Origin of the sequence: Jiella pacifica (assembly GCF_010500815.1) — a bacterium.
Taxonomy (GTDB): Bacteria; Pseudomonadota; Alphaproteobacteria; order Rhizobiales; family Rhizobiaceae; genus Jiella; species Jiella pacifica.
The window spans coordinates 31,874-45,791 of sequence record NZ_JAAAMG010000015.1 but is presented as its reverse complement, the minus strand read 5'-3'; the positions used below and the strand labels follow the sequence as shown (position 1 = coordinate 45,791).

Below are 13,918 nucleotides of genomic sequence, written 5' to 3'. Positions count from 1 at the left end.
TTGCGATCGTGGGCGACGTCGTTTCCGTCACGCTGCCATAAGGGCGGACCCGCTTGTCGGGCTCATACGCAGACCGACGCGGAAAAGGCATAGAGATGGGCAAAACCTTCTTCATCGAGCGCCAGCGGACGCCGATCGGGCACCTGGTCCTTCTCACCGACATCGACGACCGCCTCCGCGTCGCGGACTGGGAGGATTACGCAGAGCGGATGAACCGCCTCCTCGCCCTCAAGCACGGCACCGTCGCGATCGAAGAACGACCGGGGCGGTCCGAGGCCTGCCGCGCGTTCGATGCCTACTTCGCGGGCGAAGTCGACGCACTCTCGTCGATATCGGTGCGGATGACCGGAACGCCGTTCCAGTGCACCGTCTGGAACGAGCTGCTGCGGATCGAGGTCGGGACCACGATCACCTACGGCGAACTCGCACGCCGCATCGGGCGTCCGACCGTCTTTCGGGCGGTGGGATATGCCAACAGTCTCAACCCGATCAACATCGCCGTACCCTGCCATCGCGTCGTCGGCGCCAATGCATCCCTGACCGGCTACGGTGGCGGGCTACCACGCAAACAGTGGCTGCTTGACCATGAAGCAGGTCGTCCGACGCTGTTCCACTGACGCGAGATCTCATCGCCACGGCCGCTTTCCGGCGAGACGCTACATACGAATTGGCAATGAAGGGTCGAAAGCCGCCCCTCGATCGAAGCGATCAGGACCTGCAATTGCGATGTGGCGGCGGCGCGGCGTCTCATGGTGAACCATCCAAGGCGACGGGTCACGGAGAGCCCCCTGACAACACCTATCTGGCATCAAGCGCGCCGCCTGCAGCTTCGCCTCAGACCACTGGGCTGATCAGCGGCTCGCCCCTGAGATGGGCCTTCAGGTTCTTCACCACCAGCTGACCCATGGCAGCGCGGGTCTTGTGGGTCGCCGAGCCCTGATGCGGCAGCAGGACGACGTTCTGCAGCGCCCGCAGCCGCTCCGGCACATGCGGCTCCTTGGCGAAGACGTCGAGCGCCGCGCCGCCGAGGCCACCGGTCTCCAGAAGCGCGATCATCGCCGGTTCGTCGACCAGCGAGCCGCGGCCCATGTTGACGAGCTTGCCCTTCGAGCCCAGCGCCTCCATCACCTTGCGGCTGACGATGCCCTTGGTCTCCTCTGTTCCCGGCGCGATGACGATCAGCCAGTCGACCGCCTTCGCCATCTCGGCGAGGTCCGCGTAATAGGGATAGGGCACGTGCTCCTGCCGGTTCCGGCCGTGATAGACCACCTCCATGTTGAAGGCCTGGCAGAGCTTGGCGATGGTCTTGCCGATCCGGCCGAGGCCGAGGATGCCGGCGCGCGTGCCGGTGAGCTCGTCCGTCAGGCCGAAGGTGCCTTCGCTCTCCCAGCGGCCGGCGCGGACATAGGCGTCGGACTGGGGCACGCGGTGGCAGAGCGCCAGCATCAAAGCGAGGGTGGTCTCGGCGACGCAGTCGTTCAAAACGTCCGGCGTGTTGGTGACCGAAACGCCGTGCTCCTTGGCTGCAGTCACGTCGACGGCGTCGTAGCCGACGCCGAAGGACGAGATGATCTCGAGGTTCGGCAGCGCCGCGATCATGTCGCGCGAGGCGCCGTGATGGCCGCCGGTGGCGATGAAGCGCGTCGTCGGCGCGACTTTCTTGAGGAAGGCCTCTTTGTCGTCGGCCTCGAAATAGCGGTGCAGAGTGAAGTCCTCTGCGAGCGCCGCCTCGACGGGCTCGGCGAAGGAACAGACTTGCAGGAGGTCGGGCTTGGCCATGGGCGTTGATCCTTGGCGTTTCACGTGAAAGGGCGATGCCGGACCGGGCCGGCGTGAACATCTATCTGGGGCAGGAGGCGAATTTCGCCCGAAATCTCAGCCGCCGATCCGATCAGACGCGCCGGCAGACGGCTTGCCCCCACTCCGGCCGCGGCCACGGCGCAGAAGCAGCATCACCAGCGGAATGCACCAGATGGCGATGGTAAAGAGGCCGAGGCCTGCCGCGATCGGCCGCTCGAAGAAGGCAAGGAAGCTGCCGTCCGCCTTGATCATCGAGGTGACGAAGTTCTGCTCCAGCATCGGGCCGAGGACGAGGCCGAGGATCGCCGGGGCGATCGGGATGTCGTTCTCCTCCATCAGGAAGCCGATGACGCCGAAGACCACCATCAACGTGATGCCGAAGGGCGAATTGTTGATGGCGAAGGAGCCGACGATGCAGAACATCAGGATGATCGGCATCAGGATCCGGGCGGGAATCGACAGGATGGTGCGGGCTGCCTTGATGGCGATCCAGCCCATCGGCAGCATGATCACATTGGCGAGGAAGAAGACGATGAACACCGCATAGATCAGCTGCGGCTGGTTGATGAAGATCGTCGGGCCTGGGTTGAGACCCTTGATGTAGAGGACGCCGATGACGATGGCGGTGATCGAATCGCCGGGAATGCCGAAGACGAGGGCGGGAATCCAGGCGCCGCTGACGGCACCGTTGTTGGAGGCGCCGGCCTCGACCAGGCCTTCGACATGGCCGGTGCCGAACTTCTGCGGCTGTTTGGAGAACTTCTTGGAGATCGCATAGGAGATCCAGGCGGCGATGTCGGCGCCGGCGCCGGGCAGGGCGCCGATGGCCGTGCCGGTGACCGAGCCGCGCATCGCCTGGACGGGATAGCGCTTGAGGTTCGTCCATTGCTTGGCGAAGACGCCCGTGCGCCCGCCCTTTTCAACCGCCGGCGTCTCCGCGCCGGAGGCGACGAAGCGCAGCACCTCCGAGACGGCGAAGAGGCCGATCATCGCGGGAATGAACTGCACCCCGGCGAGAAGCTCGACATTGCCGAAGGTGTAGCGCGGCTGGCCGGCCGGATTGTCGATGCCGATGGTGGCGGCGAAGAGGCCGATGATCAGCGAGATCATCCCGCGCGACACCGAGCCCGGCGAGACGAAGACGGCGCAGGACAGGCCGAGGACGACCAGCCAGAAATATTCGAAGGAGGAGAATTTCAGCGCCACCTCGGCCAGCATCGGGGCGGCCGTGACGAGAACGATGGTGCCGAAGATGCCGCCGATCGCCGAAAAGACCAGCGAGGCGCCGAGCGCCTCCTCCGCCCGGCCCGAGCGGGTCATCTTGTAGGCGTCCTCGACATAGGCGGCGCTCGCCGGCGTGCCAGGCATCCGCAGCAGCGTGCCGGGAATGTCGCCGGCGAAGATCGCCATCGCCGTCGCCGTGACGATGGCGGCGATCGCCGGCACCGGATCCATGAAGAAGGTGACGGGCACGAGCAGGGCCGTCGCCATGGTCGCCGTCAGGCCGGGAATCGCGCCGACGAACATGCCGAAGGCGGCGGCGGACAGGATGACCATCAGCACATAGGGTTGGAAGACGAGAGCGAAGGCCTCAGCGAGAATGGACATCGGCTACCACAGAAACCCGAGGAATTCGCTGCGCGGCAGCGGCACGAGCAGGAGCCGCCCGAAGGCCTGCTGGATGACGACGCAGGCGAGTACGGACACCGCGATGGCCGTCAGCGGCTTGGTCTTCAGCGTCAGCATGAGCACGGCCATGACCACCAGCGAGGCCGGGACGAAGCCGATCGACGGCGCCGCGACGATGTAGAAGACGACGAGGGCGAGGGCGACGACGACCGACAGGACGGAACGGCGCGAGCGGAGCCAGGGCGCGAGTTCCAGTCCGGGAATGCGGAGACCGGCGAGCAGCGCCTTGACGATCATGAACAGGCCGAGAAGCGAGGCAAAGACCGCGACCGCCCGCGGCATCGTCCCGGCGCCGTAATCCTGCCCGGGAATGTCGGTGAAGCCGAGGGCCGAGACGTAGATCGCGATACCGCCGAGAAGGACGAGGAGGCCGAGAAGCAGGTCGTTGAATTTCATGGGGTTGTCCGGGAATTGGGACGAGGCGGCGGTTGCGGGAAGCTCGTTCACGGCCGCGCGGGGACCCCCCCTCTGCCTGCCGGCATCTCCCCCACAAGGGGGGAGATCAGTTCCTCGATCTTCGTCCGCACCTCATGATCCACGGCTGGCTCTTTGGACCAGACGCCGAAACCATGGAAGGGACGCGGGCGAAGGGTCGATCTCCCCCCTTGTGGGGGAGATGCCGGCAGGCAGAGGGGGGTTCGCAGCCTCGGCGCCCGAAAGCGAGGCGCCCGAAGGCGCCTGCGCGATCGGCCGTCCTACTGCTTCGCCAGCCCGGCCTTCTTCATCACCTCGCCGAGAGCCGCGTCGTCCTCGGCGACGATCTTGGTCGCCTCCTCGCCGGCGGCCCAGCGCACGCCGAAGCCGCGATCCTTCATGAAGGTCTGGTATTCCTCGGAGTTGTAGGCCGTCTCGACGGCGCCGATCAGCTTCGCCTTGACGTCCTCCGGCAGGCCCTTCGGCGCCACCACCGCCCGCCAGACGGCGAGCGTCCAGTCCGAACCGGTGCCTTCCTTCAGGGTCGGCACGTCGGGGAACATTTCCTGGCGCTCGGCCGACATGGAGGCGAGCGGCTTGACCCGGCCGGCATCGATCATCGAGCGGCCCTCGGCGAGCGAGGAGGGGACGATGTCGACGCCGCCGGCGACCATGTCGGTGATGCCGGCGGCCGCGCCCTGGCTCGGCACGAAGGTGACGTAGTCGGGCTCGAGGCCTTCCGAGAGCAGCCAGCCGGCGAGGCCGAGATGCCAGATGCCCCCCTGGCCGGTGCCGGACGCCTTGAAGGTGCCTTTGGGTTCCGACTTGATCTTGTCGAGCAGCGCCTGGACGTTCTCGTAGCCGGAATCGGCCGAGACCATGACGCCGCCGGGATCGGCATTGACGAGAGCGAGGATGTCGTAATTCTCGTAGGTGAGATCGGTCAGGCCCTGCCAGTGCATCATGTCGATCTCGATCGTCATGATGCCGAGGGTGTAGCCGTCCGGCTCGGCATTGGCGATGGCGCTGTGGCCGACGACGCCCGAACCGCCGGTGCGGTTGATGACGGTGACCGGCTGGCCGAGCTCTTCCTGCAGCAGCGAGGCGACGACGCGGCCGACCGCATCGGTGCCGCCGCCGGCGCCCCAGGGCACGATCATCTGGATCGGCCGGCTGGGATAGTCCTCCTGCGCATTAGCGACAGGGGCGGCGAGAGCGGCCATGGTGATGGCGGCCGTCGCGGCGAGAAGCGAACGTCTGAGCATGTTTCCTCCCAAAACCGATCGATCGCCACAGGATGTCCTGCCTGCAAGAGACATTGCTGCCTCTCCAAAGGTTCGCCCGATGCCTCCTCGCACCGAGCGATCCCAGCCTCCCAGCCCGGCGATCTCACTGGCCGGCACTATCCGGGTCCGATGACGCAGTGTCAACGTATACGTGGCAATTCAATCCGGCTGATTTATCGATTCCGCGCGGCCGATCGCCGTTCCAGGGGCCTGAAACGACGAAGGCGCCCGAACCGGACGCCTTCGCTGCTTTGCCTTTAGGGCATGATCCCGAAAAGTGGGAACCGGTTTTCGGAGAAGATCATGCGCAGACAGAGAGATAGAGCGAGATGATGAGCGAAGCTCATCTCATCCCGCTCTAGCGTGCCTTCGAGCTTGCTCAATCCCGCGCGGCGATCACCGTCTGCTTCTGCTCGCCGAGCCCGGCGATGCCCAGTGTCATGACGTCGCCGACCTTGAGGTACTGCGGCGGCTTCATGCCCATGGCGACGCCGGGAGGCGTGCCGGTGGTGATGACGTCGCCCGGCATCAGCGTCATGAACTGCGACACGTAGGAGACGACGTGGGGCAGGTCGAAGATCAGCGTCGAGGTGGTGCCGGTCTGGCGCCGCTCGCCATTGACGTCCAGCCACATGTCGAGATCGTGCGGATCGGACACCTCGTTCCGGGTGACCAGCCAGGGGCCGAGGGGCCCGAAGGTGTCGTGGCTCTTGCCCTTGGTCCACTGGCCCTGGCGCTTGATCTGGAAGGTCCGCTCGGAGACGTCGTTCATCACCGCAAAGCCGGCGACGTAGTCCATCGCGTCGGACTTCGAGACGTATTTCGCCCGCGAGCCGATGATCACCGCCAGCTCGACCTCCCAATCGAGGGCGTCGGAGCCGCGCGGCATCTCGACGTCGTCGTTCGGGCCGCACAAAGCGTTGATCTGCTTGGTGAAGATGATCGGCTCGCTCGGCGGCTCGGCGCCGGTCTCCGCGGCATGGTCGGAATAGTTGAGGCCGATGCAGAGGATCTTCGAGACGCCGCCGACCGGGGCGCCGTAGCGGGGGTTGCCCTCGACCGCCGGCAGGGTGGCCGGGTCGATCGCCTCGAGGGCGGCGAGGCCCTTTTGCGACAGGACGTCGCCGGCGATGTCGGCGACATGGCCGGAGAGGTCGCGGAGCTTGCCATCGGCATCGATCATGCCGGGCTTTTCCTGGCCGAGGGGGCCGTAGCGAACGAGTTTCATGGTGTCCTTTCAGAGGTGGTGGGGGTGGGGGTGGGGCACGAAACCGTCGGCGCGGCGACGTCCTCGGGTTCGTGGTGAAAAGAGTTGCGCCTCCCTTGCGGGCTCCAACGTCCGGATGCCCGGGCAGCGCCGCGACGTGGCAAAACGGGTGTCAGCACCGCAGGTTCGTCATCCCGGGCCTGACCCGGGATCCATTCCAAATCGCTGAAGCCGTTGCCGTAACGCACTTCCACCGAATGGGCTTTCTGCAGCGAGAGCCAGCTTCGACGATTTGGAATGGGTCCCGGCTCGGAGGCCGGGATGACGAGGCTGCAATGTTCGCGACCCTGCTTTCAGGCGTCTTCCAGGAACCCGCTGCCGATGGGCATTCCCGAGGACAGACTGCAACTGAGACAACACGGTCGTCATTCTCGGGCCCCGTCCCGAGAATCCAGGGGCGGTTGCCGCCGCATTGGCCGCTTCCGCCCTCTGCAGCTGAAGCCGAAGGCGCCCGACGATCTCTGGATTCTCGGGACGGGGTCCGAGAATGACGAAGCGTTGGGGTTGGCGCCTCCAGTTTCTGCGTCCAGCGGGGCAATCTTCTGCATAAGCCTCCGGTCTGAACGGCGCTCATCGCCAAGACTGCGTCCACCATGTGCCTCAATACACCGCGCGGCCGCCGGAGATGTCGAACACCGCGCCGGTGGAAAACGAACAGTCTTCCGACGACAGCCAGACGATCATCGCCGCAACCTCCGACGGCTCGACAAAGCGAGCGAGCGGGATCTTCGACAGCATGAAGTCGATATGCTCCTGGCTCATCTGGTCGAAGATCGCGGTGCGCGCGGCGGCGGGCGTGATGCAGTTGACGAGGACGCCGGAGCCCGCAAGCTCCTTGCCGAGGGACTTGGTCAGTCCGATCAGCCCGGCCTTCGAGGCCGAGTAGTGCGAGGCGTTGGGGTTGCCCTCCTTGCCGGCGATCGAGGCGACATTGACGATGCGGCCGTAGCCGGCCTCGACCATCGCGGGGACGAGGGCGCGGGCAGTCAGATAGGGCCCGACGAGATTGACCTCGAGGGTCTTGCGCCAGATCGCAGGCTCGAGCTCCCAGGTCTTGCCGTTGCCGCCGGTGATGCCGGCATTGTTGATCAGGATGTCGATGTTGCCGCCGGCGAGCGCCGCCACGGCCGCGGCCCCGACCGAGGTCTCGTCGGTGAGTTCGACGACGGAGCCGCTCGCCTGCGGCCCGAGCTGGCCGACGGCCGCCTCGATCGCTGCGCCGTCGACGTCCCAGAGAATGACCGAGGCGCCGCTGTCGATCATCCGCTCGGCGGTGGCAAGGCCGATGCCCCTGGCGCCGCCGGTGACGACGGCCCTGCGGCCGGAAAGATCGATGCGGTTCATGTCCGTTCACTCCCTTGTCGCGGTCATCGGCGCCGCGAGCCGCCTCGCCATGCCATATCGGTCCCTTGCGATCAACGTATACGTCGCCGGTTGGTCCGGCTGCCCGGACCCGGTCGCATTCATCCCGGGGCGGCAAAGCCCCCCGCCTGCTGCCTGAGGATGGACAGGGCCATCCGGTCGGCCCGGTCCCGGTGCTGGGCGTGAAGATGGGTCGCGAGGCGCTCGTCGCCGGCGCGGATCGCCTCGAAGATCGCCCTGTGCTCGCGGTCCGACTGGGTCGGCCGGGGCCTGAGCTTCACGATCGCCATATGCGCCCGGTACTGCTGGTCCCAGCACAGCCGCAGCGCCGCCTGCAGACGGCGATTGCCGCACAGGCCGACGAGTTCGGAATGGAAGACGTTGTCGAGATGCGACCACTGGACGATGTCGCCGCGGGTCGTTTCCCGCTCCATCTGGTCGAGCAGGGACGACAGGCGCCGCGCCTCGTCCTCCTCGAGGCCGCGCCTTGCGAGCCGCGCCGCGGCCCGGACCTCCAGGGGCGAGAGGACGTCGTAGATCTGGGCGAGGTCGTCCAGCGACTGGGACTTCACGGTGATGCCGTGGCGCGGCCGGACCTCGACGAGATCCTCCTCCTCCAGCCGGATCAGCGCCTCGCGCACCGGCGTGCGGGAGAGGCCGAGCAGGCTCGCGACCTCCGCCTCGAGGAGTTTCGTGCCAGGCGGCAGCCGGCCTTCGAGGATGCGGAACTTCAGGTCGTGATAGGCGCGGTCGCGGGCCGGCATGCGGGCGACGCCGGCGAGAGTCGGCCGCGGCCGCGAACCGGCGGGCGCCCGGCTCGGCCGGGCCTTTTTCGGCCGGGCGAGGTCGCCCGGCACGATCTGCGGACCCTCCGCCGTCTCCGGCCGGTCCTCGGGCGTCATCGCCGCCATGGCATCGTCGGCATCCACGTTCCCTTCCCCTGGGCCCGCCCCGGTCACTGCCCCTTCGTCTTCGTAACGCCGTTCAGCTCGGCGACGGTGTCGGCGAGCGTCGGCAGGTAGTTGCCGCCGCGGCCGAGCGACTCGGCGGTGGCGAGCCCGTTCTTCACCGCCGAGGAAACGTTGCTGGCGATGCCGCTCTCATTGGCGAGCGACACGAGATAGCGCATGTCCTTGTGGGCGTTGCGCAAAGTGAACTTGTGGGCGTTCGGATTGCCGCCGACGACATAGTCCATGAAGGTCTGGTAGAAGCCGCAATCCATCCGGCCGCCGCCGATGACCGAATGGAACACCTCGGCCGAGACGCCGCTCTTGGCGCCGATGGCCAGCGCTTCGGCATAGATCGACGCATAGCCGAGCGACAGGAAATTGTTGAGGAGCTTCATCGTGTGGCCGGCGCCGACCTCGCCGACCCGCACCACCTTGCCGCCGACGACGTCGAGGATCGGCTTGAGCCGCGCGAACACCTCTTCGCTCGCCCCGACCATGATGTCGAGATTGCCCTCCCAGGCCTCCTTCGGCGTCCGCGACAGAGGCGCGTCGACGAAGGTGACGCCGGCTGCCTCGCAGCGCGCGGCGAGCGTGCCGGTCGACACGGGATTGGCGGTGGAACTGTCGATGATCGTCCGCACCTTGCCCTTGGCACCGAGGAGGGTGTCGACGGCAGCCTCGACCTCCGGGCTGCCGGGCAGGCAGAGAAAGACTACGTCGGCATTCGACGCGATTTCGGCGACGTCCTTCGCCTCGCCTGCTCCACGTGAAACGAGATCCTCGATCGGCTCGCGGTTGCGATGGGCGAGGACGGACAGGGGATAGCCGGCTTCGACGAGATTCTTCGCCATGCCGTGGCCCATCAGCCCGGCGCCGATGAAGCCGATATGGGGGCGGTCGGTCATGATGTGGATCTCCTCGGTTCGATTATGCGGCTCGTGTCGGTGTTGGCGTCGCGCGATCACCCCCGCGCCGCCTCGTCGGCGATGTGCGCCCGAACGATATCGGCAAAGCTCTTGTCGGCGGAAAAGCCGACGCTCGTCGCCCGGCTGGCGTCGAAGTCGCGCGGCCAGCCGGCGACGATCTTCTCGATCACCGCATCGGGCTCGCGGCGGATGCGGTTCACCACCGCGTCGCCGGCCACCTCCCGCAGCGCCTCGATCATCTCGGCGATGGTGACCGAAAGGCCGGGCATGGTCAGGCAGCGGCGGGCCCCGAGGACGTCGGTGTCCATGGTCGCCGCATGCATCAGGAATTCCACTGCCGAGGCCGGGCTCGCCACCCAGTGCCGGACGTCGTCGGCGACGGGAAGGATCGCCTCCTCGCCGGCCAGAGGCTCGCGGATGATGCCGGAAAAGAAGCTCGACGCCGCCTTGTTCGGCTTGCCGGGACGCACGACGATGGTCGGAAGCCGGATGCCGACGCCGTCGACGAAGCCCTTGCGGCTGTAGTCGTTGAGGAGGAGCTCGCAGATCGCCTTCTGGGTGCCGTAGCTGGTCAAGGGCGCGGCGAGAAAGGTGTCGGTGATCTTGTCCTCGAAGGGGGCGCCGAAGACGGCGATCGAGGAGGTGAAGACGAGGCGCGGGCGGTAGTTCTCGCCTGCGGCGCGGATCGCCTCGAGCAGATACGACATGCCCTGCTGGTTGATCCGGTAGCCCTTGTCGAAATCCGCCTCAGCCTCGCCGGAGACGATGGCCGCAAGGTGGAAGATCATGTCGGGACGCTTTTTGACCAGCGCCTCGACCGTCGCCTTGTCGGCGATGTCGCCGGCCGCAGCCTCGATGGCGACACCCTCAGGCGCCGCGATCTGCGGCTCCACGACGTCGAAGGCGTCGATCGCCGTGATCGCCTCGCCGGCGATGGTCTTCTCGGCCAGCAGCCGTTCGATCAGCCGCCGCCCCACCATGCCGGCCGCGCCGAGGATCAGGATCCGCATGCTCTTCCTCCCTTATGCTTTTGACGCGCCGGCCTTCGCCTGGACGCGCATTTCATTCGCCTGGACGCGGCGGGACCGTCGGAAGCGCTTGCGTCCAGCGCGCCCCCTCTGTCCTCCTGAGCCCGTCGAAGGGCGGACATCTCCCCTCAAGGGCAGAGATCGAACCACGCTCCGCCACTTGCCCGGTCGTCGATGGAGCGTCTGTCGCTCAGGTCATCGCGGAAGCCGATCACGCTGAAGCTTCGTCATCCCGGGCTTGACCCGGGATCCATTCCTCTGCGTCGAAGAAGTCCCTCCGATCGGGGACACCATCGCGGCGTCGGCCGTCGGTCTCGGCGGCGTCGGCGATTTGGAATGGATCCCGGGTCAAGCCCGGGATGACGAGGTCAGTCGCTTTCGCCCATCCTGACATGTCCGACCGTCTTCGCTCCCCTGCCTCCGATCCTGTGTCCCGATCCCTCTTCTTCGCCTACAGCGAAAAGCCGCCGTCGATCACCTGCGTCGTTCCCGTCGTGAAGGCGCTTTCGTCCGAGGCGAGATAGACCGCGAGATGGGCGATCTCCGCCGCCCGGCCGATGCGGCCCATCGGCTGGCGCTCGACGAAGGCCGCCCGCGCCTTGTCGGTCCCGCCGACCGACTTGCCGAGTTCCGCGATCCGCCCGTCCAGCGAGGGGGATTCGATCGTGCCGGGGCAGATGGCGTTGCAGCGGATGCCGCGCTTGACGAAGTCGATGGCGATCGACCGTGTGAGGCCAACCACCGCCGCCTTGCTGGCCATATAGACGTAGCGGTTCGGCACGGCCTTGATCGAGGAGGCGGCCGAAGCGACGTTGATGATCGAGCCGCCGCCGTTTTCGAGCATGCGTGGCAGCAGCGCCGAGATCGTCCGGTGCATCGCCTTGACGTTGAGGTCGAAGGAGAAGTCCCAGGCCGCCTCGTCGCAGTCGAGAATGGTCCCGTGATGGACGTAGCCGGCACAGTTGAACAGGATGTCGGGCGCCTCGATGGTGTCGAGATAGGCTTTCACCGCCGCCGAATCGGTGACGTCGAGGGCGGCGAGGTGGGCGTTGCCGGCATGATCGAGGCCGGTGAGCTTCTGCGCGTCGAGATCGGTGGCGTAGACCGTCGCCCCCTCGGCGACGAAGGCTTCGGCGACGGCGCGGCCGATGCCCTGCCCGGCGGCGGTGCAGACGGCGACCTTGCCCTCGAGGCGTCCTGTCATGGTCGGAATTCCTTCATGTCATCTGTCCGGTGCCCGGCACTGGCGAGTGCCGAGCCGATAACGGCCTTGCGTCTCGAACGGGCGTTGGGCCGAAACGGCAAGCGACCGCCCGGCCCGGCCTCGCCTCAATGGTTGTCGCGCGGCACCTTGGGCATGTCGCCGCTCGTCCCCCCTTGCGCGAGGCGCTGATAGGTGACGGCCGGCTCGAGCACCATGCCGGTCTCGAACTGCGAGACGATGCCCCGCTGGATTTCCTGCCACGGCGTCTGATGGGCGGGGAACTGATAGCCGCCCTTGGCCTCGAGGTCCTTGCGCCGGGTGGCGAGATCCTCTTCCGAGATCAGGATGTCGGCGGTGCCGCGGCCGAGATCGATGCGCACCTTGTCGCCGGTCACAAGCAGCGCCAGCCCGCCGCCGGCGGCCGCTTCCGGCGAAGCGTTGAGGATCGACGGCGAGCCGGACGTGCCGGACTGGCGGCCGTCGCCGATGCAGGGCAGCTCGGTGATGCCGCGCTTGATAAGATAGTCGGGCGCCCGCATGTTCACCACCTCGGCGCCGCCGGGATAGCCGATCGGCCCCGCGCCGCGCATGAACAGGACGGAATTCTCGTCGATGTCGAGCGCCGGATCGTCGATCCGGTGGTGGTAGTCCTCCGGCCCGTCGAAGACCACTGCCTTGCCCTCGAAGGCCATCGGGTCCTCTGGGTTCGACAGGTAGCGCTCGCGGAACTTCGGCGAGATCACCGAGAGCTTCATGATCGCCGAAGAGAAGAGATTGCCCTTCAGCACCCGGAAGCCGGCATGGGGCTTCAGCGGGTTGTCGTAGGTGCGGATGACGTTCTTGTCCTCGATGACGGCGCCACGGCAGTTGTCGCCGATCGACTTGCCGTTCACCGTCAGGGCGTCCTCCTTGATGAGGCCCTGTTCCATCAGCTGGTTGACCACCGCCGGAACGCCGCCGGCGTGATAATAGTCCTCGCCGAGATATTCGCCGGCCGGCTGGAGATTGACCAAAAGCGGGATCTCCTCGCCATAGGTCTGCCAGTCGTCGATCGAAAGCTCGACGCCGACATGGCGTGCCAACGCATTGAGATGGATCGGTGCATTGGTCGAGCCGCCGATCGCCGAATTGACGCGGATGGCGTTGACGAAGGCGTCCTTGGTGAGGATGTCGGTCGGCTTGAGGTCCTCATGGACCATCTCGACGATGCGCTTGCCGGTGAGATAGCTCATCTCCTGGCGGTCGCGATAGGGCGCCGGGATCGCCGCCGAGCCGGGCAACTGCATGCCCAGCGCCTCGGCCAGCGAGTTCATCGTCGAGGCCGTGCCCATGGTGTTGCAATAGCCGGTGGAGGGCGCCGAGGAGGCGACCAGCTTGACGAAGCCCGGATAGTCGATCTCGCCGGCGGCCATCAGCTCGCGGGCCTTCCAGACGATGGTGCCGGAACCGGTGCGCTCGCCGCGGAACCAGCCGTTCAGCATCGGCCCGACGGAGAGCGCGATCGCCGGAATGTTGACCGTCGCCGCCGCCATCAGGCAGGCCGGCGTAGTCTTGTCGCAGCCGATGGTGAGCACGACACCGTCGAGCGGATAGCCATAGAGGAGCTCGACGAGGCCGAGATAGGCGAGGTTCCGGTCGAGCGAGGCGGTCGGCCGCTTGCCGGTCTCCTGGATCGGATGGACGGGAAACTCGATGGCGATACCGCCGGCCTCGCGGATGCCCTCGCGCACGCGCTTGGCCAGTTCCAGATGGTGGCGGTTGCAGGGCGACAGGTCCGAGCCGGTCTGGGCGATGCCGATGATCGGCTTGCCGGACTGGAGTTCATCCTGGCTGAGGCCGAAATTCAGGTAGCGCTCGAGATAGAGCGCCGTCATGTCCGGATTGTCGGGGTTGTCGAACCACGCACGGGACCTGAGGGGGATCTTGGGGAAATTCGAATCGGTCATTGCGGCTCCCGGCCCGTCCGCCGCGGGCGGAGGCCTCATTTGTCAT

At 66.7% G+C, this 13,918-nt stretch carries 12 protein-coding genes; 1 reads left to right on the top strand and 11 read right to left on the bottom strand.

The genetic code is table 11. The features are described from left to right. The first annotated feature begins 95 nt into the window (after nt 1–95). On the top strand, nt 96–617 hold the full coding sequence (locus GTK09_RS17405; RefSeq protein ID WP_163464741.1) for a methylated-DNA--[protein]-cysteine S-methyltransferase: 522 nt from the start codon (nt 96–98) through the stop codon (nt 615–617). Between the two features lie 217 nt (nt 618–834). Here the strand turns inward: GTK09_RS17405 and GTK09_RS17400 are convergent, their stop codons facing one another. The 11 genes from GTK09_RS17400 to GTK09_RS17350 form a co-directional block, all read right to left on the bottom strand. Continuing rightward, nucleotides 835–1,779 (bottom strand): 2-hydroxyacid dehydrogenase, encoded by a 945-nt coding sequence (locus GTK09_RS17400; protein WP_163464740.1) that lies wholly within the window; start codon nt 1,777–1,779, stop codon nt 835–837. Between the two features lie 96 nt (nt 1,780–1,875). After that, on the bottom strand, nt 1,876–3,408 hold the full coding sequence (locus GTK09_RS17395; protein WP_163464739.1) for a tripartite tricarboxylate transporter permease: 1,533 nt from the start codon (nt 3,406–3,408) through the stop codon (nt 1,876–1,878). 3 nt (nt 3,409–3,411) lie between these two features. After that, nucleotides 3,412–3,885, bottom strand: coding sequence for a tripartite tricarboxylate transporter TctB family protein (locus GTK09_RS17390; protein WP_163464738.1), 474 nt, complete (start codon nt 3,883–3,885; stop codon nt 3,412–3,414). Between the two features lie 299 nt (nt 3,886–4,184). Beyond that, nucleotides 4,185–5,168, bottom strand: coding sequence for a tripartite tricarboxylate transporter substrate binding protein (locus GTK09_RS17385; RefSeq protein ID WP_163464737.1), 984 nt, complete (start codon nt 5,166–5,168; stop codon nt 4,185–4,187). Between the two features lie 400 nt (nt 5,169–5,568). Next, nucleotides 5,569–6,417 (bottom strand): fumarylacetoacetate hydrolase family protein, encoded by an 849-nt coding sequence (locus tag GTK09_RS17380; protein ID WP_163464736.1) that lies wholly within the window; start codon nt 6,415–6,417, stop codon nt 5,569–5,571. Nucleotides 6,418–7,056: 639 nt separating this feature from the next. Beyond that, nucleotides 7,057–7,800 (bottom strand): SDR family NAD(P)-dependent oxidoreductase, encoded by a 744-nt coding sequence (locus tag GTK09_RS17375; RefSeq protein WP_163464735.1) that lies wholly within the window; start codon nt 7,798–7,800, stop codon nt 7,057–7,059. 119 nt (nt 7,801–7,919) lie between these two features. Next, nucleotides 7,920–8,747 carry a GntR family transcriptional regulator gene (locus GTK09_RS17370; protein WP_312869914.1) on the bottom strand — a complete coding sequence of 276 codons (828 nt, stop codon included), beginning with the start codon at nt 8,745–8,747 and terminating at the stop codon, nt 7,920–7,922. Between the two features lie 26 nt (nt 8,748–8,773). After that, the gene (locus tag GTK09_RS17365; protein WP_163464734.1) at nt 8,774–9,673 is read right to left on the bottom strand and encodes an NAD(P)-dependent oxidoreductase; all 900 of its coding nucleotides are present in this window, start codon (nt 9,671–9,673) and stop codon (nt 8,774–8,776) included. 56 nt (nt 9,674–9,729) lie between these two features. Next, nucleotides 9,730–10,704 (bottom strand): D-erythronate dehydrogenase, encoded by a 975-nt coding sequence (gene denD, locus GTK09_RS17360; RefSeq protein ID WP_163464733.1) that lies wholly within the window; start codon nt 10,702–10,704, stop codon nt 9,730–9,732. 469 nt (nt 10,705–11,173) lie between these two features. After that, nucleotides 11,174–11,926, bottom strand: a complete 753-nt coding sequence (locus GTK09_RS17355) for an SDR family oxidoreductase (RefSeq protein ID WP_163464732.1) — start codon at nt 11,924–11,926, stop codon at nt 11,174–11,176. 125 nt (nt 11,927–12,051) lie between these two features. After that, nucleotides 12,052–13,872: an IlvD/Edd family dehydratase gene (locus GTK09_RS17350; protein ID WP_163464731.1), complete on the bottom strand. Its 1,821-nt coding sequence runs from the start codon at nt 13,870–13,872 to the stop codon at nt 12,052–12,054. Nucleotides 13,873–13,918: the final 46 nt, after the last annotated feature.